Raw genomic sequence first — 26710 nt, 5'->3', positions numbered from 1 at the left:
TCTCGTAAATGCCAAATAATAAGTAGCAGCAATTCAGATTTCAGGTAATAAAAAAGGCATTCAGTCAAACTGGATGCCTTTATGAAAACTATATTACTTAACTATTTCTGTGGTCTAAAAATGTTATTGCTTTCAAAGTAACTAAAACTAAGCGTATAACGAACAAATTACAATAAACCGTTATTTGTCTTCAGTTTTACTGTTTTTGTCAGGATGACAGTCTTCATCATGCTCTGCAGCATCACCAACTACATCTTCTAGCCTTACTTTATCAACTGTTCTAAAGGTATTGATTGGACCTGACAATGAATACAAGGCAAACACTATAAAGAGTATTAAGGCTGGTTCGGTCGCAACCACAACAAAAATCAACATGATAAGTAATAATGCCACAAAAGGTACTTTGCCACTTAAATTCAATTCTTTGAAGGAGTTGTATTTGAAGTTACTCACCATCAATAGACCAGCAACACCTGTAATTATAGCAACTATGATCCCATAGTCCTGACCATTAATGTCATATTCTACCCCTACCCATATCAACCCCGCCACTAACGCAGCAGCTGCTGGACTTGCAAGCCCCTGGAAATAACGGCTATCGGCTACACCTATTTGTGTATTAAAACGAGCCAGCCTTAATGCAGCACCTGCCACGTAAATAAAAGCAGCGAGCCAACCAATTTTACCTAAACCCGTCAATCCCCAATTATAAGCGACAAGAGCTGGGGCCACACCAAAAGAGACCATATCGGCCATAGAATCATATTCCGCCCCAAACTCGCTCTGAGTATTGGTCATTCTGGCTACACGACCATCAAGCCCATCAAAAATCATCGCTACGAAAATAGCTACCGCAGCTGCTTCAAAACGACCATTCATAGAAGAAACAATGGCGAAAAAACCAGAGAATAACCCAGCGGTTGTTAAAAGATTAGGTAAAAGGTAAATCCCCCTACGTTTTTGTTCTGTCATTAATTACTCCTAATAAATATGTAAAACAAGATAACATATATGCTTGCTCCCTCGTAAGCCTCTTGCACGGCATACGCAAAGAATTTCATATATTATTGTGATTGCCCCATTAATATACGTAGGTATAAACACAAAATTAAGAAATACTTTCCAAGCAAGATATTTACTCGCATTATATATACATTAAACAGCGGTAAAATTTTTAGCCTCAATAATGAAACAGCAGCCTAAAACACTGTCAGCATATTTTACAAATCAGCAAGCTGATAAATTATACTGACCAGTACACACTTGTTTTATATGAATATTTAATTCTTGGCATGTTTTCTGCTTAGTTATTAAAAACCGGGTAAAAACCGGACTTTGTACTTAGTACATTTTGTAATTTTGGAGATTATTATGTTAGTAAGTCTAAAACATATACTTGCATTGGGGATTTTAGTTTCCTCAACCTCAGCACTTGCCAGTACCTATACTGCTGATTTTTCGGGGGTGAATTCTTCCAACACTAGTTACTCATCATTCAGTTATTCAGTTGGTGGTGTCAACATGACAATGACAGCGTGGTCAGACACTGAAAATAATTTGTCTAATAATGATACTGAACTGGAATCCGGAAGGTTAGTAAGATACGGCTCTGGTTGGGGCGTAGTGAATCAGGATGAGTCAAGTGGTAACTCGCCGGATCATAGTATGGACAATATGGGTAATTGGGTTGATTTTGACATGATACTGGTGTCCTTTTCAGAAGCTGTTACTTTGACTGGTGCTAATTTTAGTTGGTTATACAATACCTCTCAAACAGAAATATCAGTAGCCGCTATAAGTGGTGCAGTTGCTAGTGGCTTGGGTGGCTCTACTTGGAGTGATGTGGTCAATAGCGCTGGTAACATGTGGTCAGATTCTTCACATGTGTCAAATTATTATGCCGGCATTAATGCTGGGCAGACAGCGTCACAATATTGGTTAGTTGGCGCATATAACAGTATATTTAATACTACATTCAGCGGCGGCTCAACCCAAAACGACGGTATAAAATTATCTTCAATCGATTTTAATGTCACCTCCTCAGATATTCCTGAACCTCAAACAGCTTTGATAATGGCAGCAGGATTGTTCGCATTGATACTCAGAAGACGTAAACAAATAAGCTAGGTAAGCACAGTAAAAAAAAGACGACCTCGGTCGTCTTTTTTTGTTTTTAGTACCCGCGAATAATATTCCGAGGTAACATTGTGCAACTCATAATTAGAACGTATAGATAAACACTTGGAACTTTATGTTTAAATCGAATTTGTTTGGCCTTCTACTACTCATTTTATCTTTGCAAACCTTGGCGAACTCTAGCCAAGATTACGAATCTGCCATTAGTGCCTACAATGAAAAAAATTATAAAGAAGCCTATATACATTTAAAAAATAGTTTACAAAAAGATCCTGATAATCTGCCAGCCAAGATCATGATGGGCAAGCTACTTTTAAAAAACACCTATTTTGAGGAGGCCGAAACCGAATTTTATGAAGCATTGGAGCTAGGTGCGGATATTAATTTAGTCATAGAACCCCTAGGAAATAGCTTACTCTTTCAACATAAGTACGACGATATTTTTAGTCTAAATTATAAGGGAAGATTATCCAGCGAAGTAGCGTTTCAATGGATTTTAATTAAAACCGCAGCAAATATGAAACTCAAAAAATATATAGATGCCAGACAAGACTATATTGAGGCACTTCAGCTTTTTCCAAATAATATCAAGGCTTTGAATAGCTTTGCATCCCTTGAAATTACGCTCAACAAACTGGACTCTGCCGAAGCACTGATTGCTAGAGCCCTTGAAGTAGACAAAAAGGATCCTAGAGCTTGGCACTTAAAAGGTGAAGTGGCGAAAATCCGCAATAACATAGACTCGGCGCAAACTTTACTAGAAAAAGCGATTCAATTAGATCCGCAAGATCCCTTAATCAGACGCAGTTTAGTCGATGTGTATATCACCACAAAGAACTATGACGCAGCACAAGATCTAATAAAACTTATCCTTGAACAAACGCCGAATGATCCTATGGCAATGTTGCTCAATAGTTGGTTATTATCAGAAAAGGAACAAAATCTTGAGGCTAGTTCACAGCTAGAGGCATTGAGCAATAAGCTCTCCAATATTTCAAATGAAACGCTATTAAGCGAACCAACATTATTGTATATAAGTGCCCTTTCCTTCTACACCAACAACAAGTTAGAGCAAGCCTCCAGTCAGTTCGCTCAATATATTATCAGAGAGCCCGGCAACACCGCTGCTATCACTCTATTAGCGAAAACCTATGTCAAGCTAGGACAAGTCAAACTAGCCTTATCCTTACTCCAAGACAACCAGGCCATATTATTATCTAATCTGGATACGATGATTTTACTGGGAGAACTTTATTTGGTAAATAATAAGGCTTTCAAGGTGATTGAGCTTTTGTATCAATTACAGAAGGAATACCCAGCAGAGCCAAGTGTAGAACTACTTGAAATAAAAACAATGGCCGCCAGAGGAAAAACTCAGCAGGCGATTGATAAAATAGTTGCATCCCCAAACGGTTCCACTGACCCAAGGTTTCTACTTACCCTTAGTATGTTACATCTTGAACTAGAACAATTCGAATTAGCAAATGAGATAGCCGATGCCTTATTATCAGCACAAGGCGACAATCCTGATTTTTTAAATCTCAAAGCGGCTATTTTAATAAAATTAAAAAAATGGGACCTAGCTAAGCCTTTGGTTGAACGGGTTCTCGATAAACAGCCGTCCCATTTCTCAGCCCGTTTTAATCTGTCTACAATCTATGCTGTTGAGCAAAATTATCAAGCAGCCAATACAATTCTCAGTGAATTATCACAACAGCAAGACACCAATATTCAAGTCTTGATTATGCTAGCTCGTATGCAGGCACAACTGAACGATACTGAAAACGCAGTGGTTAATCTTCAAAACGCGTTAACCCTTCAATCTGACAACGTTCAGGCACTTGAGATTCTTAGTGGCATTTATCAACAAAACAATCAATTAGTTGAAGCCGTAAGGCAATTAAACAAGCTGACTAGATTGGATCCAAAAAATATCATTTATCATTTTAAAAAAGCTGAGCTTTACCTTAAACAGCAAGATGAAGTTAATTTGAAAAGAGAGCTTCGGGAGCTAAGGTCTTTGGCTGATGGCGAACCACAGCATTTATTTGCTCTGAGTAATTTACTTTTAAGGGCTGAGGATCCCGAGTCAGCGAAACTTGTAATAATTAAAGCGATACAATTATCGCCAGACAACCTGCATTATTCATTTGAGTATGCAAAGCTACTGCTGGTCCTCAAAGATTGGACCAAGGTTGAAAGCTTATTAATTGAGCTCAATACTAAACATCCCGACAATGCCAATATTAAGTTGCTCGAAGGAGACTTGGCTCTAGCACAAAAAAACACTTTACTGGCCGCCCAGAAATATTCTTCGGCATTACAACTTGATCCTAATTTTAACCAAGCTTTGGTTGGTTTTTATCAAATTACCCTGCAAGGTGTCGCTTTAGAACTATTCGATAAGCAAGTAAATAATTTACTGGATAAAAATCCAAACAATGCTCTGTTACGCAATCTATTGGCCGATTTCTATATTAACCTACATAAATTTGAACTTGCCAAACCTCACTATGAATTATTGCTAAAGGTTAAGGATTACCCAATAAAAGCGTATGTTTACAATAATCTGTCTAATATTGCCCTTGAAACAAATATTGTTGAAGCACAAGAGTACATTCAAAAAGCACTCGAGTTGGATGAGAATTCGGCCTCTATTCTCGACACCCAAGGCTGGATAATGGCTAAGCAAGCTAAATATGAGGAAGCCTTAACAATTCTGCGCATGGCTTTTAGTGTTGATTCTAAGGATCCTGCAATACGCTACCATCTTGGATTCATTCTGAATAAATTGGGCCGAGATGAGGAAGCCCGTAAAGAATTGTCAAACGCCTTAACCTCTGAAAAGAATTTTTATGAGAGGGAGCTAGCCCAACAATTACTAGATTCAATTTGATTGTTTTAGTAATAACAAAGTGGTTATTTTAAGTTAACAAAGCTCCCTATCTCAATAATGTTAAATCACGCTACATATCTGATTGAATTACAAAGAGTGATTCTCAAGCAATAAAAAAGGAGCCATCGGCTCCTTTTTTTAACAGTTAGAAATGAGTTAACTGATTATTCGTTACCTTCGGTAGCTTCTGGTGCCGCAGGCTTTTCAGTCAAATCTTTGATACTTAAACGTACACGGTTTTGACGGTCTATTTCAACAACCTTAACGTCTAGGATTTGGCCTTCTTCTAGGAAGTCAGATACCTTGTTAACACGTTCGTGAGCGATTTGTGAAATATGTACTAGGCCTTCTTTGCCAGGTAGGATCTCAACAAATGCACCAAAATCAACGATACGCGTTACTTTACCAGAGTAAGTTTTACCTGACTCAACTTCAACAGTTACTTGCTCAATTTTAGCAATAGCTATTTGAGCTTTAGCTAGTTCTGTAGCAAAAATCTTAACAGTACCGTCATCTTCGATTTCGATATTACATTCAGATGCTTCAGTAATAGCACGGATCATCGCGCCGCCTTTACCAATTACGTCACGGATTTTGTCTTTATCAACTTTCATTTTGTAGATGCGCGGAGCGAACTCAGACATCTCTTCGCGGTGACCAGAAATCGCTTGGTCCATCACACCTAGAATATGCAAACGGGCTTCTTTAGCTTGTTTTAAAGCAACCTGCATAATTTCTTGAGTGATACCTTCGATTTTGATATCCATTTGAAGTGCAGTGATACCATTAGTAGTACCGGCCACTTTAAAGTCCATGTCACCTAAGTGATCTTCGTCACCCAAAATGTCAGAAAGAACAACAAAGTTTTCATCATTTTTCACTAAGCCCATTGCGATACCTGCAACAGAAGCTTTGATTGGTACACCCGCATCCATCAATGCTAAAGACGTACCACAAACAGACGCCATTGAAGACGAACCATTTGATTCAGTGATTTCAGATACAACACGTACTACGTACGGAAATTCTTTTTCAGACGGCATAACCGCTTGAATACCACGTTTTGCTAAACGACCATGGCCGATTTCGCGACGCTTAGGCGAACCAACAAAACCAGTTTCGCCCACACAGTATGGAGGGAAGTTATAATGCAACATAAAGCGGCTATCAGTTTTTCCACTAAGGCCGTCTATCATCTGTGCATCACGCTCTGTACCTAAAGTAGCAGCAACGATTGCTTGAGTTTCACCACGAGTGAACAAAGCAGAACCGTGAGTACGTGGCAACAAACCAGTTGCAACATTAAGAGCACGGATCATCGCAGGATCACGACCATCAATACGAGGCTGGCCAGCAAGAATACGTGAACGAACTACGTCACTTTCAAGGGCATGCATCATTTCTGATACTTCTTTAGCGTTTTGACTTTCATCAGCAGCAACAATTTCTTCAACTGTTTTACTAGTCAAAGCATTGATGGCGTCTTTACGCTCCATCTTGTCAGAGATCTGATACGCTTCTGTCATACCCGCTTCAGCTAATTCTTTAACCTTAGTTTTAAGAGCAGTGTTTTCTGCAACAGCTTGCCAATTCCACGAAGGCGTGTTCACTTCAGCAGCAAATTCAGCAACCGCACCAATAACAGTTTGTAATTGCTCGTGACCGTACATAACAGCACCAAGCATCACTTCTTCAGATAAAATATCTGCTTCAGATTCAACCATCAATACTGCATTTTTAGTACCAGCAACCACTAGGTCTAATTGGCTATCTTCAAGTTCAGAAGTACGAGTATTTAAAAGGTACTGCTCATCTTTATAACCAACACGCGCTGCACCGATAGGACCATTAAAAGGCATACCAGAGATAGCTAATGCGGCAGACGCTCCAATAAGAGAAATAATATCAGTAGGGATTTCAGGGTTAGCTGAAACAACAGTGATGATAATTTGCACTTCGTTCATAAACCCATTTGGGAATAAAGGACGAATTGGACGGTCAATCAAACGAGACGTTAATGTTTCATATTCAGAAGGACGACCTTCACGCTTGAAAAAACCACCTGGAATTTTACCAGCAGCGTAAGTTTTTTCTTGATAGTTAACTGTCAATGGGAAGAAGTCTTGACCAGGTTTAGTATCTTTTTTACCAACAACAGAAACCAATACACAAGTATCATCCATACTTGCCATTACAGCTGCGGTGGCTTGACGAGCGATTACGCCCGTTTCGAGAGTAACAGTATGCTGACCATACTGAAAAGTTTTAGTAATAGGAGTCATTTTTATCCTTTATATTATTTAAAATTGTCCCTCTTAGGACAATACACTTTTTGCTTTCTTTATATCGCTTTCAAATGCGGCGCATAGTGTATACCCAAATGTGTTTGAAATACAGATTTGGGTGGTAAATATAAGGGATTTTGGTGAGGTATTGACATGAGAGTTGGGTTTAAATATGAAATGGCTATTACAGCGTTTGCTTGCTGGAATAAATCCCTATAAAAGTATTGGAAAACTATGGAATGGGTATTTTGAATTTGTTAAGTCATAAGTATTGTCACAACAATTAGAAGTAATCAGTAATAGCTAAGGCTTTCTCAAGAATTAATATAGAAAAAATAGCTCACCACTTCCTGTTATGGATCATTGTTGTTTTACTAAGCAATAAACTTCCCTGCTTTTGAGTCGTATATTCATTAATTTTAAAAATAATATCTTTAAACTGAATTTCATCACCTTGAAATAAACGTATTCGATCATTAATTCTTTCGTTATTCACCAATGTGCCATTCGAAGAGTGTAAATCCTCAATATACAGAACGTCTTCTTCAATTATGAACTTAGCCTGTAAACGAGAAATATAAGAACGAAGTAGCGTTATTTCACATTCAATAGCCCTTCCAATAGTGACACCATTATCGATTCGGTATTCTAAGCCTTTTACAGGTCCATTCTCTGCTTTAATATACCAACCGTCTAAGCGAACAGGAGCTTCATTTTTTTTATCGAGAGAAATGCGCTGATCAACTAAGGGAGCAATGTTGTTTAACATTCGCCGTTCTGAAAACGGGGCGATCCGCACAAAGCCATTAATGGTGAAGTTGTAGAACCATGAAACACCAATTGCCACGGGGAATAAAACAATAAAGATACCCAGCAACCAATAATAATAGTCATTGTGAATATCAAAAATAGGAAATGCCACAGTGCCAACTTGTATAATCATCCAACAACTGACTATGTATAGGACACAAGTGTTAAGCACATTTCGGCGTCTGAGCTCTCCATAGAAACGACTTATTTTGCTTTTTTGATTTTCCATTGTATCTAGCATATCTAACAATAAAAGAGAGTATAGGTAATACAATTTTAGTTTTATATTTATTTTAGAACAGTTCAAGTCTTTTCTACACTCATATGACAGATATTTTTAACTGAAATGAGTTAATACCTTTTTTATTAAACTAAAGCGCTACTCGGCTCTACATACAGTTCAACCTGGCCCTAATGCAATATTCTATTGATTAAGAATTGTGCGGTTTCTTCACTTTCAAATATCAAAACATAAGACTACTAGTTTTTAACTTTCTATTAACTTCGCTAATTTATTTGAAGACATCACTAAGAATAAACACTCTATATGTACTTCAATCATTCGAATCAACTTGCCCCCTTCTCTACTCTGTTTAAACTGTTTGCTCAAATATAATGTTAAGGACATGTTATGAGGTTAATTTTTGGATTAATGGTCTGCTGTACGTTGATGGCTTGCCAATCAACAGTAGTTGACGCTAAAAACACAGCTAGTATAGCTGAAGAAGTAGGGTTTTCAGCCGAACGTCTCGATAGAATAGCCCCTGTAATGCAAAGTTATATCGACCAAGGAAAATTAGCTGGCACATTAACCTTAGTCGCTAAAGATGGAAAAATTGCTTATTTAAATGCCCAAGGCATGCAAGATAAGGAAGCTGGAACACCTATGAGTGAAGATACCATTTTCAGAATTTACTCTATGAGTAAACCTATTACCGCCGTTGCCGCCATGACACTTTGGGAGCAAGGCAAGTTTCATATGTTTGATCCTATTGCTAAATACCTACCTGAATTTACCAATATGAAAGTGTATGTCAGTGGAAGTGGTGATGATATGGTTTTGGAAGATGCTAAAAGTCCGATCCGCATCATTGATTTATTTATGCACACGTCAGGCTTAAGTTATGGTTTTACTGGTAGCGAAGTGGACAAACTATATCAAAAACTATTGTCGGATCCCGACGCACTAACTCCAGAAAATTTTTTAGCTAATATTGCGTCTTTACCTCTTAATCATCAACCTGGAACAGCTTGGAATTATAGTTTTTCGACAGACATAATTGGTGCATTAGTCGAAAAGCTCAGTGGTAAAAGGCTTGGTGAATATATGCAGGACACCATTTTCACTCCTCTAGGAATGAAAGACACCGGATTTTATGTATCCGCTGATAAAGTACATAGATTAACTCAAATCTACACAGCCGACAGAAAAACAGGGCAAACAATTGTGATGCAAAATGAGCCTTTAGGTGATTATAAAAGCGACCCGGAAATCCACAGCGGTGGAGGTGGTTTGGTCTCTACCATTCAAGATTATTTTACCTTTGCACAAATGATGCTTAATGGCGGCGAAGTAAATGGAGTAAGAATATTAGGCCGTAAAACAGTCGAATATATGACCAGCAACCATATGCCAAAAAACATGCTCCCATACAGCCCGGACGCACAAGGTGAAGGTTTCGGATTAGCCATGTCAGTCACTACTGATGCTGATATGGCTGGTTTTATGAGCTCAACAGGAAACTTTGGTTGGGGTGGAATGGCATCTACTTATTTCAGAGTCGACCCAAAAGAAAAAATTGTTTTGATCTCTATGGCGCAATTTGTACCCATAGGATTCCATCGTTATCACGATGATTTTAGAAACCTTGTCTATCAAGCTCTGGTAGATTAAAAATTGTTTGATGCGCCTTCAAAGGGCGCATCAACACTTCTCATTCAAACTTAGTTATTTTTTATCCATCTAATGATTGGCTCATACAGATCTACAACAGTTTGCCCCCGACTGCGTTTTTTATATAACCGAGTAAACTCTTTATTAAATGCCTCAAATTTAAAAAAACCTCGTTTATTCTCCATGAAATTTTCCAATTGACTTTTAATGATTAAATACTCTTCATCTGAGTATGTTTCCATGGCATACAACAAAAATACTGACCAAGTCATATATTCGTTAAATGTGGAATAAGGTTTGTTGTAACTTCCCCCTTTGTACCATGAACTTAAATCAGATAATGCCAGGTTAATGTCATCAATGTAGTTATCTGAAACCGGATTTACATAAGCATGATCAATTTCTGTAAAAAATGTACGGCTCAGCTTTATGGCTCGAATCGAAGCTGAGTCAGCTTCATTTTCATAACGATTGGGTCCACTGATAAACATCACAGACTCTTTAAAATTATTATTTTTGTACATACGAGCACTATGCCGACCTGACCCTAATGGCGAAAAAAACACTTTATAACTCTGATATCTAGCAGGGAATTGCGATTCCAACCACTTCCAGATATTTTTTGGCTGAGTGTCAACCTGAAACTGTTTAGTCAAACCTAAATAATAAGGAGTCTGTTGTTGGTAGAACGTTCTAAAGCCACTGGTTTTTGCAAAGTTTTCTAACAATGTAATATTGTCTGCCAATGCGTCTTTGGCTCTAAAACCATTATAAATATCAGAACCTACTATTTCATCATTCACAAATACATAGGCTGGTCCATTTTCAACAAGGGAATAATAATCAACATTTTTTAAAGCATTAAACAGTGCATGATCCTTGAAAGGAGCAAACCATTTAATCATTGCCCGATAATAATCACCTTCTACTGGACTTCCATAATTTGTTTGATGAAACTTATCTGCCACGGCCAATACAATATTGGTTAATTCGTACACCTCTGGGATCTCAGCTGTTACTTTTCCACGGTGCTCTTGAGCATAAACAGCGTCATATTGAGCAGGTTTACCTTGGATGTTGAATGTTATGCTTTTTGTTTTATTATTTAGCTCTAAATATATTTTTTCAGTTTCTTTACCTTGATAAAAAATAGATAAACGTTGCTCACCATATTTCAATTCAGCCGTTGGTCTTGCTCCCCAATAAGTTAGATAAATGACTTGCTCATTTGGCAAAGAATCAAAATCCAATTCGCGACTAAAATACCTATCAGTGACTAACGCAAAATTTGCGTCTTCTAAGGTGATGTAATGATGGTGAGCAGATGAGTTAACACAACCTACGAACAAAAACATAAAAACCAGATATTTCACTTAACTGTAACCTTATAAATAAAACCCAAATAATTGATGCAACTACTTGCCTGAATCTACCGCGAGTCAGGCCGCCAAAAAACCTATAAGCGACAGTGCTATAGATAATGACAATGATATGCGGTTTTTTTCGTGCAAATTTTCATCAACTTCTTTTTTAACTATACTACAAAAAGTTATAGCAATATTAGTGAGATGTGATGACTGATCTTTTTGCTTTAAATTCCAGGAAACTCCTCGAACATGCCCATATTGGGGTGATTATTCATCGCTGGGATACCTCAGTTATTTACGCTAATCCAACGGCTTTGCACCTTCTTGGACTCAGCTATAAACAAATTATTGGTAAAGATGACTTTGATCCGCAATGGAACTTCCTAAATGACGCAGGGAAAAAGCTGCTCGTAGAGGATTATCCTGTTAATAAAGTGAAACGCACACAGCAGCGTTTAACCAATGAAGTGATAGGCGTAATTGACGTTTCAAACAATAAAATCAGCTGGTTTTTTATCAATGCATATTATGAAGGTGAGCCAGAAAGTCCTGATAGTTTTATTGTGGTGACTTTTAACGATATTACAGATTCCAAAGAACTCTTTTCATTTCAAGCCGTTGTTGAAAACGCCATGGATATAGTGATAGTCACCGAAGCGGAAAATATTCAACATCCCACAGGCCCGAAAATAGTCTATGTAAACAGGGCTTTTGAGGATTTAACGGGCTATACAAAGGAGCAGGCTTTAGGGGAAACGCCACGAATATTACAAGGAGCTTTGACCGACCAAGAATCAAAAAATCGCATCCATTCAGCTTTGCAAAATAATCAAGGCATAAACGAAACATTGCTAAATTACGATGTAAAGGGCAGACCCTATTGGGTAGAAATGAACATCATTCCATTAATAAATAAATACGGTGACGTTACACATTTTGCCGCCATTGAACGTGATGTATCGGAACGCAAATTTCACCTCGAACAACTCAAAAAGCGCAACCATGATTTAAAAGTATTAAAAAGAGATCTTGAATTACTGGTTGAAAAAAGAACATTAGAATTACAAAAAGCAAAAGCAACGCTTGAAAAAATAGCCTTCTTTGACCCCTTAACCAATATTCCTAATAGGCGATTCTTTATCGATCAAAGCAATCGATTAATACAATCCTGCAATCGAAGAAACGTAATGATTGCCTTTGGAATAATTGATATCGATGACTTTAAAGTCCTTAACGATACTTATGGACATAACCTTGGTGATACAGTCCTTGTTGATTTGTCGAACTATCTAAAACATTTTTTTAGGATCGACGATGCATTCTGTCGACATGGTGGGGAGGAGTTCGCTTTTGCTGTGGCGATTGAAAATGCCATTGATATAGAAAGCTTAGCAGAGCGTTTAATAACAGGCATTCGGAGTATTAGTATTGAAATAGACACAAATACCCAACTGTCGATAACGGTAAGTATAGGGATCAAACTTTGTAATCCATCCAGTAATCTCGATTTAGAAGTAGAGATTAAGCAGGCAGACATTGCGCTTTATCAATCTAAAGGAAACCACAAAAACAAATTTACTATAGTAAGTGACAGCTAGTAAATTTCTAATTATGGCTCAGCTGACACTGTATTATTGTAAGTATTATGTTTTCAGAAACATTGTTGATATCTACTAAAAATACCAATTAATATATTTTGGCTATTAATGTTAACCAGTTAAAACCGTTCAAAGTTATGACTGAGCCACTTAGTTTTTTCAAATTACAAATTCCTCTACCTATTCGATATAGATAAACATTAATTATCACTGTAGGCATCTCAACATCCTAAATTTTGTCAGCTTTTTTTACAAATAGATAAAGCCCAAAATACCACAATTTCATAACATACTGTTAAATAAGAAAATTAACTTATTGGTAAGGTAAATGCATAGATTTCTTCCCATATATGCATTTTAACTTACATATAGCCAAAATGCCTATATATCTCTTTGAATGAACTTAAAGAGAATAAAAACAAATTATTAGATTACTAATATCTACACTTAAACTTTAATTTTCATTAAAAAATTATAAAAAAGGAAGTCATTATGAAAGTAGTTAGCCGCATAGTATTAGCCGTTAGTTTCATGTTTGTCAGTATCGCAAATGCTGAAATCATTTTATCATTCGACCCATCAACACAAGTAGCACAACCAGGCTCTACAGTATCCGTTACTGTAATGATTGAAGGCCTAGGAAACGGCATTGATGCAACTCTGGGAGCATACGACCTATGGATAGGGTTCGACACTAGTGTTTTATCTTTCACTGGCTACAGTTTGTTTGATAACTTGGGTGGTGTTGCCGATTCTTTGGACTTAAGTTGGGGTGATACATTCGACCCAAATCTTGTCAACATTGCCGAAACCAGTTATTTGAGTGACGCTGAGCTTGCCCCTTTTCAACCAGCTAGCTTTGCTTTGGCCGAGCTGTTTTTTACAATTAACCCGTTTGCTAGTGCACAAACTACCGATTTATTTTTTGATTCAGGAGCCGTTTTCAATTCAGCTCAACTACCAACCGCTTTCACATTGAGTGGTATTAATGCATCAATTGACGTTCCAGCCCCGGCAACTTTGGCATTAATGGGTCTAGGTTTATTAACTCTGTTTGTTAGACAGAAGCGTTATTCATCAAGTTTCAAAAAATCTTAATTAAAAAACACGACTTAAAATTCAAATTAATAAAAAAGTAAAAATATAGAGAATATAGAAAATATCCTTCAAATGTCTGTAATTGTTGTCCAGATGGTTTAGGAATTTAAATATTTCAACGTCAATACAAGGAAATAAGCATGCATCATGTCAGTAAAATTGCAGCAATGTTGTGTTTAACGTTAAACACAACAGCGGTACTCGCCGAGAAATCGAAAGGCGCCGAAAACCTTCTAGCTGATACAGCTGGTAAAGCTCAAATCAGTGTCGATGAAAACACTGGGTACGCCCGTTTTATTCGTCTAACACCCAATTCGCAACTAGGCCCATTAAAATTACAAACACGCAGTAAATCAGGTACTAGTGGTAGCACTAAAGTGGATACTAGTGGCCTTTCGCTTTCATTTCTGCGCGACTATGGTAGTGCATTTGGGATCGAAAATGTTGATACTCAGTTGACTTTAGTCGGCACTAATCGAGATAAATTAGGCTCACAACATAGTATTTTCAAACAAAATTATAATGGTTTACCCGTTTTTGCTGGTGAATTAAGAACACACTTTAATTCAGACGGAGAAATGATTGCAGTAAATGGTAAATTTCTCACTGATATTAAAGTCGTTACTAAGCCCGTTATAACTTTATCGCAAGCAACCCGAATTGCTTTTCTTAGAGTAGAGCAAGATCCAACCAAAAAAGTTACCTCAGACAATGTAGGCAATAGAGAAGATAAAATGGGCACGCCCGCTGCTCTTTTGGTAAATTCCAGTACTTTAATGGTTTTCCGGGCTGGACTTATAAAGGGCACTCCGGGTCAGGATCATCTGGCATACGAAATAGAAGTTGTAAATAGTGCAGGTAATGTGCGTGAATTTGTTTATGTTGATGCGTTAAATGGCGAGGTTGTTGATCAGATAACGGGGATCCATGATGCACTCGATCGTAGAGCTTTTGACGCCGAAGGCGCGGCACATCCTGGCCCTAACTATTCTGGTAACCCATTTTGGGTCGAAGGAGATACATTACCTACTGCCGATATTGAAGCGGATAACATGATTTATGCGTCGGCCGAGACTTATTCATTATTTGAAAACGCTTTCGGGCGAGATTCATTTGATGATGCGGGTTCTACTATGGACGCTATTTTTAACCGTGGTGATGAGTGTCCAAACGCCTCTTGGAATGGTACTTACATTTCTTTTTGCCCAGGATTAACCACTGATGACGTTACAGCTCATGAATGGGCCCATGCTTACACTGAATATACCAATAATTTAATATATCAGTGGCAGTCAGGTGCATTGAATGAATCTTACTCAGATATTTGGGGCGAAACGGTTGACCGTATCAATGGTCGCGAAGATAGCATTGGTCCCGATGTTGCGCGAACAGACAATAGTTGTTCAGATTATACCCCGGGTAATAGCCCAGGATCAGGTGATGATAGTGTTCGTTGGCTGTTGGGAGAAGATGCAACGGCAGTTGGATTAACTGGTGCCCTGCGTGATATGTGGAATCCCACTTGTCAAGGTGACCCAGGTAAAGTAACCGATGCAGAATATTACTGTCTTTCAACCGACCAGGGTGGTGTGCACACTAACTCTGGTGTACCAAACCATGCTTATTCCTTGATGGTAGATGGTGGCAGCTACAATGGATTTTCAGACACTGGCTTAGGCTTAACTAAATCAGCTCACATCCATTGGGCCGCACAAAATATGCTTACTCCATCGAGTAACTTTTATGATCATGCTGATGCACTAGAAACTGCATGTACTGCTTTAACAGGATTGGATCTATCTGATTTAAGCAATGGTACGCCTACAGGAGAAATAATAACAGCAGGTGATTGCTCACAAGTAAGCGCTATTATTGCTGCGGTTGAGTTGCGCACACCACCCACACAATGTGGTTTTGAACCTTTATTAGCAGAAGCGCCAGCACTTTGTGAAGGTATGGGCAACGTGCAATCATTCTTTAGTGAAGATTTCGAATCTGGTGCTTTACCCGCTGGTTGGAGCGTTAGCTCACACGATGTAGCTAACCCTGCAACCTTCGATAGTCCAGGGTGGTTAGTAGTTGACGACTTACCATCTGGCGCGAACGGTGTTTTTGCAGCCTTTGCTCCTGACCTACTCGCTGGAGATTGTGGAGTAGATACAGAAGCAGGTGCGGTCAGCATAGACAGTCCACCAATCATACTTCCAGCCTCGCCTACACCTCATGTTGCATTTAATCACTGGGTTGCTACAGAAGCAGGCTGGGACGGTGGTAACCTTAAAATGAGTGTTAATGGTGGCGCATTTGTTGTGGTTCCAAGTGAAGCTTATTCATTTAATGCCTATAACAGTGCTTTGACTACGCCTACAGATAATCCATTGGGAGGTGAAGAAGCATTTACTGGCAGCGATGCCGGCGGTTTAAGCGGAACTTGGGGTCAATCGCAAATCGACTTATATGGATATGCTTCTCCTGGAGATACCATCCAATTGCGTTTCGACTTTGGTACTGATGGCTGTAATGGAACAACAGGCTGGTACGTTGAAAGTATAGAAGCATATTCTTGTTCAGCTGAAGCTCCACCAATTTGTGGTGATGCTCGACTTGATATAGGCGAAATGTGTGACGACGGTAATGCAGTCAATGGAGACGGTTGTTCTGCTAGTTGTCAAGTAGAAAGCGGCTTTAGTTGCTCTATCCCAACAGATGCAATAAACAGCAGTAATATTGTTGCAGACTGGAGCTTTGAAGGTGGTGTACCAAACGAAGATTGGTTAGCTAGCTCTACGTTTGCCGGTATCAATGAGTTTCCACTTTGTGGTCCTGGTAATGGTTGTCCAGCCGTACCAGTAAACAGCGGAAGTTGGGTAGTGTGGATCGGTGGATTATCTACCGGTGTAACAAGCAGTGTAGCGCAGAATATAACTATTCCCGCAACAGCTTCAGATTTAACATTAAATGTTCTGCGTGGCCTTTGCGACACTGGCCCTACCCCAGATTCTTTACAAATAAGTATTGATGGTGAGGATATTGGGACAGTCGAATGTGATGCAACCGACAATAATTATGTTGAACATAGCTTCTCTGTTGTAGGATTTAATGATGGAGGTGTTCATACTATTCAAATAGGTGGAACCGTTGGAGGCGTTACTCAACAAAGTAATTTCTTCGTCGACGATGTAGCCATTGAAGACAACTTACCTAAACCAGCGATACCCAGTGTTTGTGTTGAAGTTGTTACAGACATTGCATGTAACGTTGAGCCTGTTGGATTTGATACTGGAATTTCTCAAAGCTGGACCGTTGTCGACAATGCAGGAACAGGTGTTGTCTGGTCAAGTGTTGCGGATTCTGAAATAGGTGGCAACTTTACCGGTGGTTCAGGTGATGCAGCTACAGCCAATAGTGATGCAGCCGCATTTGTAGAATTCGACACTGAACTACACTCCAATTCATTTAGCTTAGTTGGCTTTACTGGAGCGACGTTAGAGTATCTTGTGGATTACCAAAACTTAGCAAGTCTAGACTTCCTTAATTTGGACATAAGTACCGACGGCGGCAGTAGTTGGGCTACAATGCTCAGTTGGAATGAAGATCATCCAGTGGGCGGTTTGTTAAATGCTGCTGGAGAACTTGTATCAATTGATTTAACTCATTATGCTGGTGAAGCTGATGTTAAATTACGCTGGCATTACTTCGATCCCAACAGCGGCGATTGGGATTGGTATGCTCAAATTGATAATGTGTCTTTAGCTTGTGACAATGTGCCACAGGCTCTAAGATGCGATGTTAATTTGGACGGTATTGTTGACCGTGCAGACATAATGTTGGTAGGGGCTGCTCGTAATCAAGCTGCAGCACCAGGTGACCCTCGCGATAATGATGGTGATGGTTTTATAAGCGTATCGGATGTACGCCAATGCACCCAGTTGTGTACCTTACCGCGCTGTGCTACTCCGGCTCCGGCTCCGGCTCCATAGTAGTAAACAATAATTAAAAACTTAAAAAGCTCGGCATAGTCCGAGCTTTTTCTTTTTTGGAAAAAACATTATGTTCAAACCAATATATATTTTTTTAATCGCTTTATCTGGATGTATTGCTGACAGCTCAACAATAACGGAAACTGTAACTGATACAGAAGTTTCAACCCAAATGCAGCAAAGTCCGGCGCTCGCCAATGCACAGCAAAACTCTGTAATTACAATAACTGTTGAAGAAATTGTAGACTATCAAAATTTGAAGTTACGTTTGATCGCTGTAGAAGATTCACGATGTGCAACTGGCGTTACTTGTATCTGGGCGGGTCAGTTGGTTGTAAAACTTGAAGTTTCAAATGAATACTCAGAGAAACAAGAAGTAAAGTTGATACGCAAACGCGAGTCTACAATGGCCAATACTTTTGGTTATAGTTTGCTTTTATTAGATGTCGAACCGCACCCAAAAAAAGGCAAAGATATTCAATTAAGTGATCAAGTCATTAAATTGAACATACAAAAAATTAATGGCAATTAATGGCATTGTTAATTTAGCCATTAGTTAACGAGATATAATCACAAATACCCATTATTGATGGTTCTGATCGTATTCTTGTATTTCACTCAGTCTGGTAAACTTTTTAAATGGTTGCAATAAATTATTGCAACCATGACCCAATAACTGAACTGGGGTTAACTACTCAAGCACCGATATAGGATCAGAAACCATTGGCTTACCCTGATTTATAGAAATTTCAACACGGCGATTGCGGCTTCGCCCCTGCGGATCATCTGCATCAACCAATGGATCCGTATCCGCTTTGCCAACCACTGACAAACGACTCTCATCAAAGCCGACAGCACGTCTTAATTCTTCAGCCACTGCCACCGCTCGTTGCGATGATAAATCCCAATTAGAACGATAGAGTTCATTTGAAATTTGCTGACTGTCACTGTGCCCAGATACTTCAATATCACCGGGCATTTCAGCTAACAAAGCGCCGATTTTACGTAGGATTGGAATAAATTGAGGCTGTAAAAACGCAGATCCGGCAGAAAATGAACCATTCTCCCGAATACGAATAGTAATTTGCTGACCCAAGGACTCCATTTCAATCGCACCATCAATAATTTGTTTTTCTAGTTGCTGAGCAACTTTGCGCATACGTTCAGCGACTTCTTCTTGACTGGCATTTTGACTGGTAGTTTGTTGTTCTGACGCTGTTTGTTGCGCTGCGCCACCTCTTTGTTCACCACGCTGTTTCTGTCGACCACCAGCCGAATCTTCATTACCCGCTTGGAACTCGAGCATTTCTTGAGTCATATCAATGGTTTGTTGCTGAATAGTATCAATTGGCGTGGGTTCTGGGCGGCCAGGACGAAACTCCATGGCAATAACACTGGTACCTTTGGGAATGTCTTTCACTTCGATTTTATTTTGTACACCAAACGCAAATTTCATCGAACCTGCGATTTGTTTGAACTTAAGTACATCCATCTCAGAGAAGGACAACAAGAGTACAAAGAAACACATCAACAGCGACATTAAATCAGCAAAAGTCCCCATCCACGCAGGTAGCCCTTCGGGAGGACATTTAGGGCATTCGTCTTCCATAATTTATTCGGCTTCTTCTGGTGAGCCACGTTTACTAGCGGCCAAGTAATTTTTCAAAATACCTTCAATTACTCGTGGATTCTGCCCATCAGCTATACCAATAATTCCGTCTAACACTAAACTCTGATTGAGTTTTTCTTCTTCTGCGCGATTACCTAACTTTACAGAAATAGGTAGACATACTAGGTTAGCTAACATGGCACCATATAAAGTAGTTAAAAGAGCAACTGCCATTGCTGGGCCAATCGATTTAGGATCATCCATGTTTGACAACATAGCGACTAAACCAACCAAGGTCCCTATCATTCCCATCGCTGGTGCAACGTCACCTAAACCTTTGAAAATACTTTTTCCAAATTCATGGCGTTCCGAGGTCATAGAGATGTCTTTGCCTAAAGTCGCTCTTACCACTTCCACATCATGACCATCTACCAACATATCAACACCTTTTTGCATAAAGGCATTTTCAATTTCAGCTTCTTCTAGTGCTAAAAACCCACCTTTACGCGCCGCATCAGCCATTTCCACAATTTTTTCTATTTGCGATTCAGGAGTCTCAATTTTAAACATAAAGGCTTTACCTGCAATCTTGCCGGCTCCAAAAAACTGCCCTAAGGTATATTGTGATAACACCACAAATAAGCTGCCACAAAATACAATCAAGATTGAAGGTACGTTGACAAACATCGCCAGTTCACCACCTTGGATCATCGCCATTACAACAAAACCAATGGCGCCAAGAATACCTATTATGGTTGCTAGATCCACATTATGCTCCCAAAAGAAATACAGCTATAAATACTTAATAACAAAGACCAACATCGTAGCTAATTGTTAAACTTAACTATCCACAATACACTAGAAAAGGCATATAAAATTATCTTTAATCACCCCATTTTATCGACAATCTTAGATAATTCTATAGTAACCATCCATGTAAATAATTTGAGAGCAATATTTTTTTACTTAATTGACCTATTTGATGATGTTTTTAAGGTCTATTTGAAAAGTATTTGACCGTCTTTTTTTGCTCAGGTAAGGTGCGTGCCACTTCAGAAATAGGTTGAAGAATATTATGACTACACGAAAAAAAACAGAATCACTGACTTTTGAACAATCTATGCTGGAACTAGAAACACTAGTCACTAAAATGGAACAAGGCGACTTGCCTTTAGAAGATGCGTTACAAAGCTTTGAGCGTGGAATTCAATTAGCTAGGCACAGCCAACAAAAATTAAAAGACGCTGAACAAAAAATACAAATTCTTACCACTCAAAATGGTCAGCAAACCTTAGACGTATTTGAATCTGACAAATGAATTTAACTGCTTTTCAACAAACTAGCCGCGATAGAGTCAATTCAACGCTAAAGCAAAACATCAATGCTCTGCCTGAGCATGCGCAAAGGCTTAAACAAGCAATGGAGTACGCATTATTAATAGGCGGTAAAAGAATGCGCCCCTTTTTAATTTATGCCACAGGCGAAATGCTTTCGGTACAACAAAAAGATCTCGATGGCCCTGCTGCTGCGATAGAAGCCATTCATGCGTATTCACTGATCCACGATGACCTTCCCGCCATGGATGATGATGACTTAAGGCGCGGACATCCAACCTGTCATATTCAATTTGATGAAGCCACCGCAATATTGGCGGGCGACGCTCTGCAAACCTTGGCATTTGAAATATTATGTGAATACCCGCTTTCAAGTGAATTAGCATTAAAACGGATTGAATTAGTCAAAATTGTCAGTCATGCGGCGGGTTACAAAGGCATGTGTGGCGGTCAAGCGATGGACTTGGCAGCAACTGATCAACATATAAGCCAACAACAATTAGAAGAACTACATGGCAAAAAAACCGGTGCCTTACTTAGTGCTTGTGTTGAGATGGCTATCGCTCTAGCCACAGATATTTCGCCTCAAAGTAAACAACATTTGCTGGATTTTGCCAAAACCATAGGTTTAGCCTTTCAAGTTCAAGACGATATTTTAGATGTGGTAGGTGACTCTGCAGTGCTTGGAAAACCACAAGGATCTGATCAGCAGCAGAACAAAAGCACCTACCCTGCCATGCTCGGATTAAAGCAAGCACAAGCTTATCTCGACGATCTACATCAACAAGCGCTTCAAGCTTTGCACGCTTTGCCTTACAATACCCAGATGTTGGTGTCTTTTACCGACTTAGTTATTCACCGTAGTTACTAAATAAAACTGTAAATGTGGCTGGATTAAATGAAATTTAATTAATTGATACCCATTTAATGACCTTAGATATTGCTCACTACCCTATCCTCGCCCAAGCTGATACTCCAAAAGAGTTAAGAGACTTGTCACAAGATAAACTAAAACAGTTGAGTGTTGAGTTACGTCAATATTTATTGACTAGTGTGAGCCAAAGTAGTGGTCATTTTGCCTCAGGTTTAGGCACAGTCGAGCTGACGGTTGCTTTGCATTATGTTTACAACACCCCTTTTGACCGCCTGTTATGGGATGTGGGCCATCAAGCCTACCCCCACAAAATTTTGACCGGTCGTCGTGAACGTATGCCTACAATACGTAAAAAAGGCGGCTTACATCCTTTCCCATGGCCACCAGAAAGTGAATATGACACTTTTGCTGTAGGGCATTCATCTACCTCTATAAGCGCAGCTTTAGGCATGGCCGTTGCCGCTGAAAAGGAAGCCTTAGGCCGCAAAGTTGTTGCGGTAATTGGTGACGGTGCGATGACCGCAGGTATGGCTTTTGAAGCCTTGAACCATGGCGGCGATATTGGCAAAGATTTGTTAGTGGTATTAAATGACAACGAAATGTCGATATCTGAAAATGTCGGGGCACTCAATAGTCACTTAGCCAGATTGCTAACTGGTAACTTTTTTAACTCTATCCGTGATGGAGGTAAAAAATTACTTAGCAATGTGCCACCCATAAAAGAATTTGCCAGCCGCGCTGAAGAACATATCAAAGGCATGGTGGTCCCCGGTACTATTTTTGAAGAACTCGGTTTTAAATATATTGGCCCGATTGACGGCCATGATGTGAATGCCGTAGTGGATACTCTGCGTAATATGCGCAACATCAAAGGCCCACAAATATTGCATGTGGTCACCAAAAAAGGCAAAGGCTACGAGTCAGCCGAACAAGATCCCATTAAGTTTCATGCCGTGCCTAAGTTCAATCCAAAAGACCAAGCATTACCCAAAGCAGCGCCTAGCAACCCAACCTTTTCTGCGGTATTTGGCGATTGGTTATGCGATATGGCCGCACAAGATCCTAAATTGATGGCAGTCACACCCGCCATGCGTGAAGGCTCTGGTATGGTTAAATTTTCCCAGCAGTATCCATCTCAATATTTTGATGTAGCTATAGCCGAACAACATGCCGTTACTTTTGCTGCAGGGCTTGCCAAAGAAGGTATGAACGCTGTTGTGGCCATTTATTCAACCTTCTTACAACGCGCCTACGACCAGCTTATTCATGATGTGGCAATACAAAACCTGCCGGTTTTATTCGCCATAGACCGCGCTGGCCTAGTGGGCGCTGATGGCCCGACTCACCAAGGTGCTTTTGATATTCCATTTTTACGGTGTATCCCGAATATGGTGATCATGGCACCGTCCGATGAAAACGAATGTCGTCAAATGTTGTACACAGGCCATAAACTACAAAAACCAGCAGCAGTCAGATACCCAAGAGGTTCAGCTACTGGGGTATCACCTGAACAACAAATGACGGCCTTAGAATTAGGTAAAAGCCGCAACATAAGAACCGGTGAAAAAGTCGCTATTCTTAACTTCGGTGTACTATTGCCCTTTGCCGAAGAAGCGGCAGAAAACATCAACGCGACAGTCATTGATATGCGTTTTGTTAAACCCTTAGATACCGACATTATTAATCAACTTGCAGCCAATCATGACTTGTTTGTCAGCCTTGAAGACGGCGCCATCATAGGCGGCGCAGGCAGTGCGGTGGCAGAATATTTAATGTCTTCTAAACATAGTAGCAAGTTGTTGCAGCTCGGATTACCTGATGAATTTATTATGCAAGGTACACAACAAGAGATGTACGTCGAACTAGGTTTAGATGCAGCTGGGATATTGGGTAGAATCGAAGATTTTTATAAATAAAAATATAATTGGATAGCCAAAAAGCAAAAGATAAAAGCTATTCACCACAGAGGTCACGGAGAACACAGAGGAAAAGCGCACAAAACGGACCGGTTACTAAGACTCCCAGCCTTTGGGTTTATCCATCTGCCGACATAAAAAGACTAATGTTGTTTATTTTACACTGAGCACGAATATTAACTGGAGGGCTGAATTAAAATGACTATCCAGATAGAGTTCTCTTTAATAAATCTACAGCTTTGCCCTTACTGGTATAACCAAAGCTATTTAATAAATAGAGGATCTGGAATTAACACCTGTTTGCCACTTAACTCTCCGAACTCTAGTTTTCGGTGTGCCTCTGCTATTTGAGACATAGGTAAAACCGGCGCTAATTCAGGATTGACTGTTCCGTTTAAAAATAAATTAAACACCTTATAAAAATCATCAAAAAACCACTGGGGCTGTTTTTTTCGGTTAATCAGTTATTGAGTAAAATGAATAACGTTTGCATAACTTGGCTTTAAAAAAGTAGCGTGCGGTTGTCAGCATGTACTTAATAAATGCTATTTTTGTGGGTTGTTCACCCGTAATTAATTCCGTCATACCATAAAAAACTAATTGGCCTTTTGGGGTTAAACATTGCTTGGACGAGTTTAAATGATTGCCACCTATACCATCAAACACAACATCCATGCCGCCTGCTTGTTGGCACACCTGAGCCACATTTTCAGTTCGATAATCGATAGGCTTTACACCATAACGTTTAAGCCGAGCATGATTTTTCTTAGATGCTGTCCCATAAAGCTCTAGGTTAAATGGTTTAAGTAATTGAATGAGTGCCATTCCTACACCACCAGCGGCGCTATGAATTAGAACTTTCTTCAGCGTAGCTGTTTCAATAAATGTGAGTTGTTGCCGGTGCAACATTTGGTAAGCGGTCACGTAATTCAACATAATTGAAGCGGCTTGCGGTATCTGCTCATTACTCACATTTTTAGGAAGCGGAACCACATGGTCTACCCCTATATTTCGATAATGGGTGTTATTGCCAATAAGTGACATAACAGCCACTTGTTTACCCACGGTTAAGTTAGGGTGTTTTATGGCAACGCCTTCTCCCAAGACTTCTATTACTCCTAGAGCTTCGTAGCCTAATACGACGGCTGGTTTTTTGATGTCGACATAAACGCCCCTACGAATGAGTACATCCGCCATGGAAAGTCCCGTAGCGAGAATGCGCAATTGAGCCTCACCTGCCTTAGGTGCAGCCAATTGAGTTTGTGTTGCAGTTATTACACTGGGCCCACCAAACTTACTAATTCGATATTCTGTGTTCAGCCTGTTTTCATTTGGAACAATCATATTTGCCTCTCTTTATTGCTCATTGCTTATAATAGAAACAAATTACCTGCCCACTAACTATTGATGAAATGGATTATATCTATATCATTCATTGATTAAACAGATAAGCCTAAATAACTTTAACTAAAGTAGTGAGCCACCTTATGGACTACAACCTTCTAAAAGTACTTAATGCAGTGGTCGCAACTGGCAATGTTACGCGAGCTGCAGAGCGCTTGAACTTAAGCCAGCCAGCAACCAGCAACGCGCTGGCTCGCCTACGAACCGCCATGGACGATCCCATTTTAATACGCTCCGGCAATACAATGGTGCCTACTGCGCGGGCTTTGCAGACAGCAGAGCAAGCTGAACTTATCGCCTCTAATATTGAGCAGGTGTTTTCGCCGCCGCCAGTATTCAATCCAAAGACGTCCTCACATCGTTTTACAATTGCATTAACCGACCATGGCATGCAAACCGTTGTGCCAAAGCTGTTACAAGAATTAGCAAATTTGGCACCTAATATAAAATTGGATATTCGCACCCTAGGCGAACAAGACTCGTTAGCATCTATTTCGAAAGCCCTTGTTAATAATGACATCGACTTTCTAATCTCTCGAAAAACCGATACACCAAAAGTGTTTAACAACTTAGATTTATTCACTGATCAGTTCGTGACGATCTCATCTGATACCCACCCTAGAATTAACGAGCGCCTGACAAAAAAAATGTACCTTAAAGAGCAGCATATTCTTGTCTCGTTCTCTGGAGACCGCCATGGTTTAGTTGATGCGGCATTGGGTCGAGAGAACAAAAGCAGGAACGTTGCCCACACCGTGAACAATTTTTTTAGCGCCGCACTACTAATTGATAAGACTGATTTATTGTGTACCGTCAGTGAAAAAATTGCTGGAAACCTAACGCAGAAATTTAACCTACAAACTTTCCCTTGCCCGGTTAAAATACCAGAGTTTAAAGTCGCAATGTATTGGAGTCGGGCTCAAGAAAAAAAGCCAGAACACCACTGGTTTATTTCCTTCATGGCTAATATAAAACAACAGTATTAAGAACCGTAAGACTACTACTTTAACAGGACAGCCATGATAATTTACTACTACTTTAACAGGACAGCCATGATAATTTACCGGGAGTTATCATGGCTGTCCTGTTAGTGGCTGGTCCTGTTAGTGGCTGATATCGACAAAGTCGATTCTATTACGATTGGTGATTTTGAAATTATTTCAACGAACCTGACCCTGCAGGACCATATAACACAACGCATATTCAAATGTGCCTGGCAGAATTTGCTCAGAAAAGTTAACGGGAATGAACTTGTTTTGGCAGGATAAATCAGGTTTGTAATTGGCCATGAGATATTATCTCTAGCGGAATAATATCTATTAGATCACAGTCAATCGACGCGTTCAAGGTTAAAAAACAAACAATTCAAACCTTATAAGAAAAACATGGAAATGTTCTTTTTGGGAGAAATTCTACAGCCTCAACGCTTTGCTAAGCGGCAATAAAATAGTTGGCTAAAATTAGCGAGGTACGAGCAAAAGCCAACTGTTTTTTGTCCTTGTTTAATTT

At 39.5% G+C, this 26710-nt stretch carries 19 protein-coding genes and 1 pseudogene; 11 read left to right on the top strand and 9 right to left on the bottom strand.

The window, feature by feature from the left end; translation table 11 throughout:
• Positions 1-180 precede the first annotated feature (180 nt).
• A complete protein-coding gene (pssA, locus tag GARC_RS00740; protein WP_007615651.1) occupies positions 181-972 on the bottom strand; it encodes a CDP-diacylglycerol--serine O-phosphatidyltransferase in 792 nt (263 codons plus the stop codon).
• A gap of 399 nt (positions 973-1371) precedes the next feature.
• Between pssA and xdp1 the strand changes: the two genes are divergently transcribed.
• The gene (gene xdp1, locus GARC_RS00735) at positions 1372-2127 is read left to right on the top strand and encodes an exosortase-dependent surface protein XDP1 (RefSeq protein ID WP_007615649.1); all 756 of its coding nucleotides are present in this window, start codon (positions 1372-1374) and stop codon (positions 2125-2127) included.
• Positions 2128-2251: 124 nt separating this feature from the next.
• Positions 2252-5032 (top strand): XrtA/PEP-CTERM system TPR-repeat protein PrsT, encoded by a 2781-nt coding sequence (gene prsT / locus GARC_RS00730; RefSeq protein ID WP_007615647.1) that lies wholly within the window; start codon positions 2252-2254, stop codon positions 5030-5032.
• A gap of 164 nt (positions 5033-5196) precedes the next feature.
• Here the strand turns inward: prsT and pnp are convergent, their stop codons facing one another.
• Complete coding sequence (gene pnp, locus GARC_RS00725; RefSeq protein ID WP_007615645.1) at positions 5197-7314, bottom strand: polyribonucleotide nucleotidyltransferase; 2118 nt, start codon at positions 7312-7314, stop codon at positions 5197-5199.
• Between the two features lie 343 nt (positions 7315-7657).
• Positions 7658-8260, bottom strand: a complete 603-nt coding sequence (locus tag GARC_RS25760; protein ID WP_007615644.1) for an FHA domain-containing protein — start codon at positions 8258-8260, stop codon at positions 7658-7660.
• 498 nt (positions 8261-8758) lie between these two features.
• On the opposite strand from GARC_RS25760, the gene GARC_RS00715 reads away from it, so the two are divergent.
• Positions 8759-10021, top strand: coding sequence for a serine hydrolase domain-containing protein (locus GARC_RS00715; RefSeq protein ID WP_007615642.1), 1263 nt, complete (start codon positions 8759-8761; stop codon positions 10019-10021).
• A gap of 50 nt (positions 10022-10071) precedes the next feature.
• On the opposite strand, the gene GARC_RS00710 is transcribed toward GARC_RS00715, so the two are convergent.
• Positions 10072-11394 carry a DUF4932 domain-containing protein gene (locus tag GARC_RS00710; protein WP_007615641.1) on the bottom strand — a complete coding sequence of 441 codons (1323 nt, stop codon included), beginning with the start codon at positions 11392-11394 and terminating at the stop codon, positions 10072-10074.
• 200 nt (positions 11395-11594) lie between these two features.
• On the opposite strand from GARC_RS00710, the gene GARC_RS00705 reads away from it, so the two are divergent.
• The 4 genes from GARC_RS00705 to GARC_RS00690 all read left to right on the top strand — a co-directional run bounded on the left by GARC_RS00705 (position 11595) and on the right by GARC_RS00690 (position 18596).
• Positions 11595-12986: a sensor domain-containing diguanylate cyclase gene (locus GARC_RS00705; RefSeq protein ID WP_007615640.1), complete on the top strand. Its 1392-nt coding sequence runs from the start codon at positions 11595-11597 to the stop codon at positions 12984-12986.
• Positions 12987-13478: 492 nt separating this feature from the next.
• The gene (locus tag GARC_RS00700) at positions 13479-14084 is read left to right on the top strand and encodes a PEP-CTERM sorting domain-containing protein (protein ID WP_007615636.1); all 606 of its coding nucleotides are present in this window, start codon (positions 13479-13481) and stop codon (positions 14082-14084) included.
• A 140-nt stretch (positions 14085-14224) separates the two neighbouring features.
• Complete coding sequence (locus GARC_RS25755; RefSeq protein WP_007615634.1) at positions 14225-18064, top strand: M4 family metallopeptidase; 3840 nt, start codon at positions 14225-14227, stop codon at positions 18062-18064.
• A 70-nt stretch (positions 18065-18134) separates the two neighbouring features.
• Positions 18135-18596, top strand: coding sequence for a hypothetical protein (locus GARC_RS00690; protein ID WP_007615632.1), 462 nt, complete (start codon positions 18135-18137; stop codon positions 18594-18596).
• A gap of 159 nt (positions 18597-18755) precedes the next feature.
• Here the strand turns inward: GARC_RS00690 and GARC_RS00685 are convergent, their stop codons facing one another.
• Complete coding sequence (locus GARC_RS00685) at positions 18756-19673, bottom strand: flagellar motor protein MotB (protein ID WP_007615631.1); 918 nt, start codon at positions 19671-19673, stop codon at positions 18756-18758.
• Between the two features lie 3 nt (positions 19674-19676).
• On the bottom strand, positions 19677-20441 hold the full coding sequence (gene pomA, locus GARC_RS00680; RefSeq protein ID WP_007615629.1) for a flagellar motor protein PomA: 765 nt from the start codon (positions 20439-20441) through the stop codon (positions 19677-19679).
• A 307-nt stretch (positions 20442-20748) separates the two neighbouring features.
• Here pomA and xseB point away from each other — a divergent pair, with 307 nt between their 5' ends.
• From xseB to dxs, 3 genes are read left to right on the top strand one after another with little or no spacing between them, the layout of a single operon-like run.
• Positions 20749-20991, top strand: a complete 243-nt coding sequence (xseB, locus tag GARC_RS00675; protein WP_007615627.1) for an exodeoxyribonuclease VII small subunit — start codon at positions 20749-20751, stop codon at positions 20989-20991.
• Positions 20988-21878 (top strand): (2E,6E)-farnesyl diphosphate synthase, encoded by an 891-nt coding sequence (gene ispA / locus GARC_RS00670; RefSeq protein WP_007615626.1) that lies wholly within the window; start codon positions 20988-20990, stop codon positions 21876-21878. Before xseB ends, ispA begins: the two co-directional genes overlap by 4 nt.
• Before the next feature lie 56 nt (positions 21879-21934).
• Positions 21935-23797: a 1-deoxy-D-xylulose-5-phosphate synthase gene (gene dxs, locus GARC_RS00665; protein WP_007615625.1), complete on the top strand. Its 1863-nt coding sequence runs from the start codon at positions 21935-21937 to the stop codon at positions 23795-23797.
• Positions 23798-24060: 263 nt separating this feature from the next.
• Here the strand turns inward: dxs and GARC_RS26635 are convergent, their stop codons facing one another.
• Positions 24061-24258 (bottom strand): zinc-binding dehydrogenase, encoded by a 198-nt coding sequence (locus GARC_RS26635; RefSeq protein ID WP_226989037.1) that lies wholly within the window; start codon positions 24256-24258, stop codon positions 24061-24063.
• Complete coding sequence (locus tag GARC_RS00660) at positions 24254-25141, bottom strand: zinc-binding dehydrogenase (RefSeq protein ID WP_007615623.1); 888 nt, start codon at positions 25139-25141, stop codon at positions 24254-24256. The genes GARC_RS26635 and GARC_RS00660 overlap by 5 nt, the downstream gene beginning before the upstream one ends.
• A 143-nt stretch (positions 25142-25284) precedes the next feature.
• Here GARC_RS00660 and GARC_RS00655 point away from each other — a divergent pair, with 143 nt between their 5' ends.
• Positions 25285-26187, top strand: a complete 903-nt coding sequence (locus GARC_RS00655; protein ID WP_007615622.1) for a LysR family transcriptional regulator — start codon at positions 25285-25287, stop codon at positions 26185-26187.
• Between the two features lie 195 nt (positions 26188-26382).
• Here the strand turns inward: GARC_RS00655 and GARC_RS27810 are convergent.
• A pseudogene (locus GARC_RS27810) lies at positions 26383-26490 on the bottom strand (transposase); the annotation flags it as partial.
• Positions 26491-26710 lie beyond the last annotated feature (220 nt).

It is taken from the genome of Paraglaciecola arctica BSs20135 (assembly GCF_000314995.1).
In the GTDB taxonomy this organism is placed as follows: domain Bacteria; phylum Pseudomonadota; class Gammaproteobacteria; order Enterobacterales; family Alteromonadaceae; genus Paraglaciecola; species Paraglaciecola arctica.
This window is presented reverse-complemented; position numbering and strand designations above follow the sequence as displayed.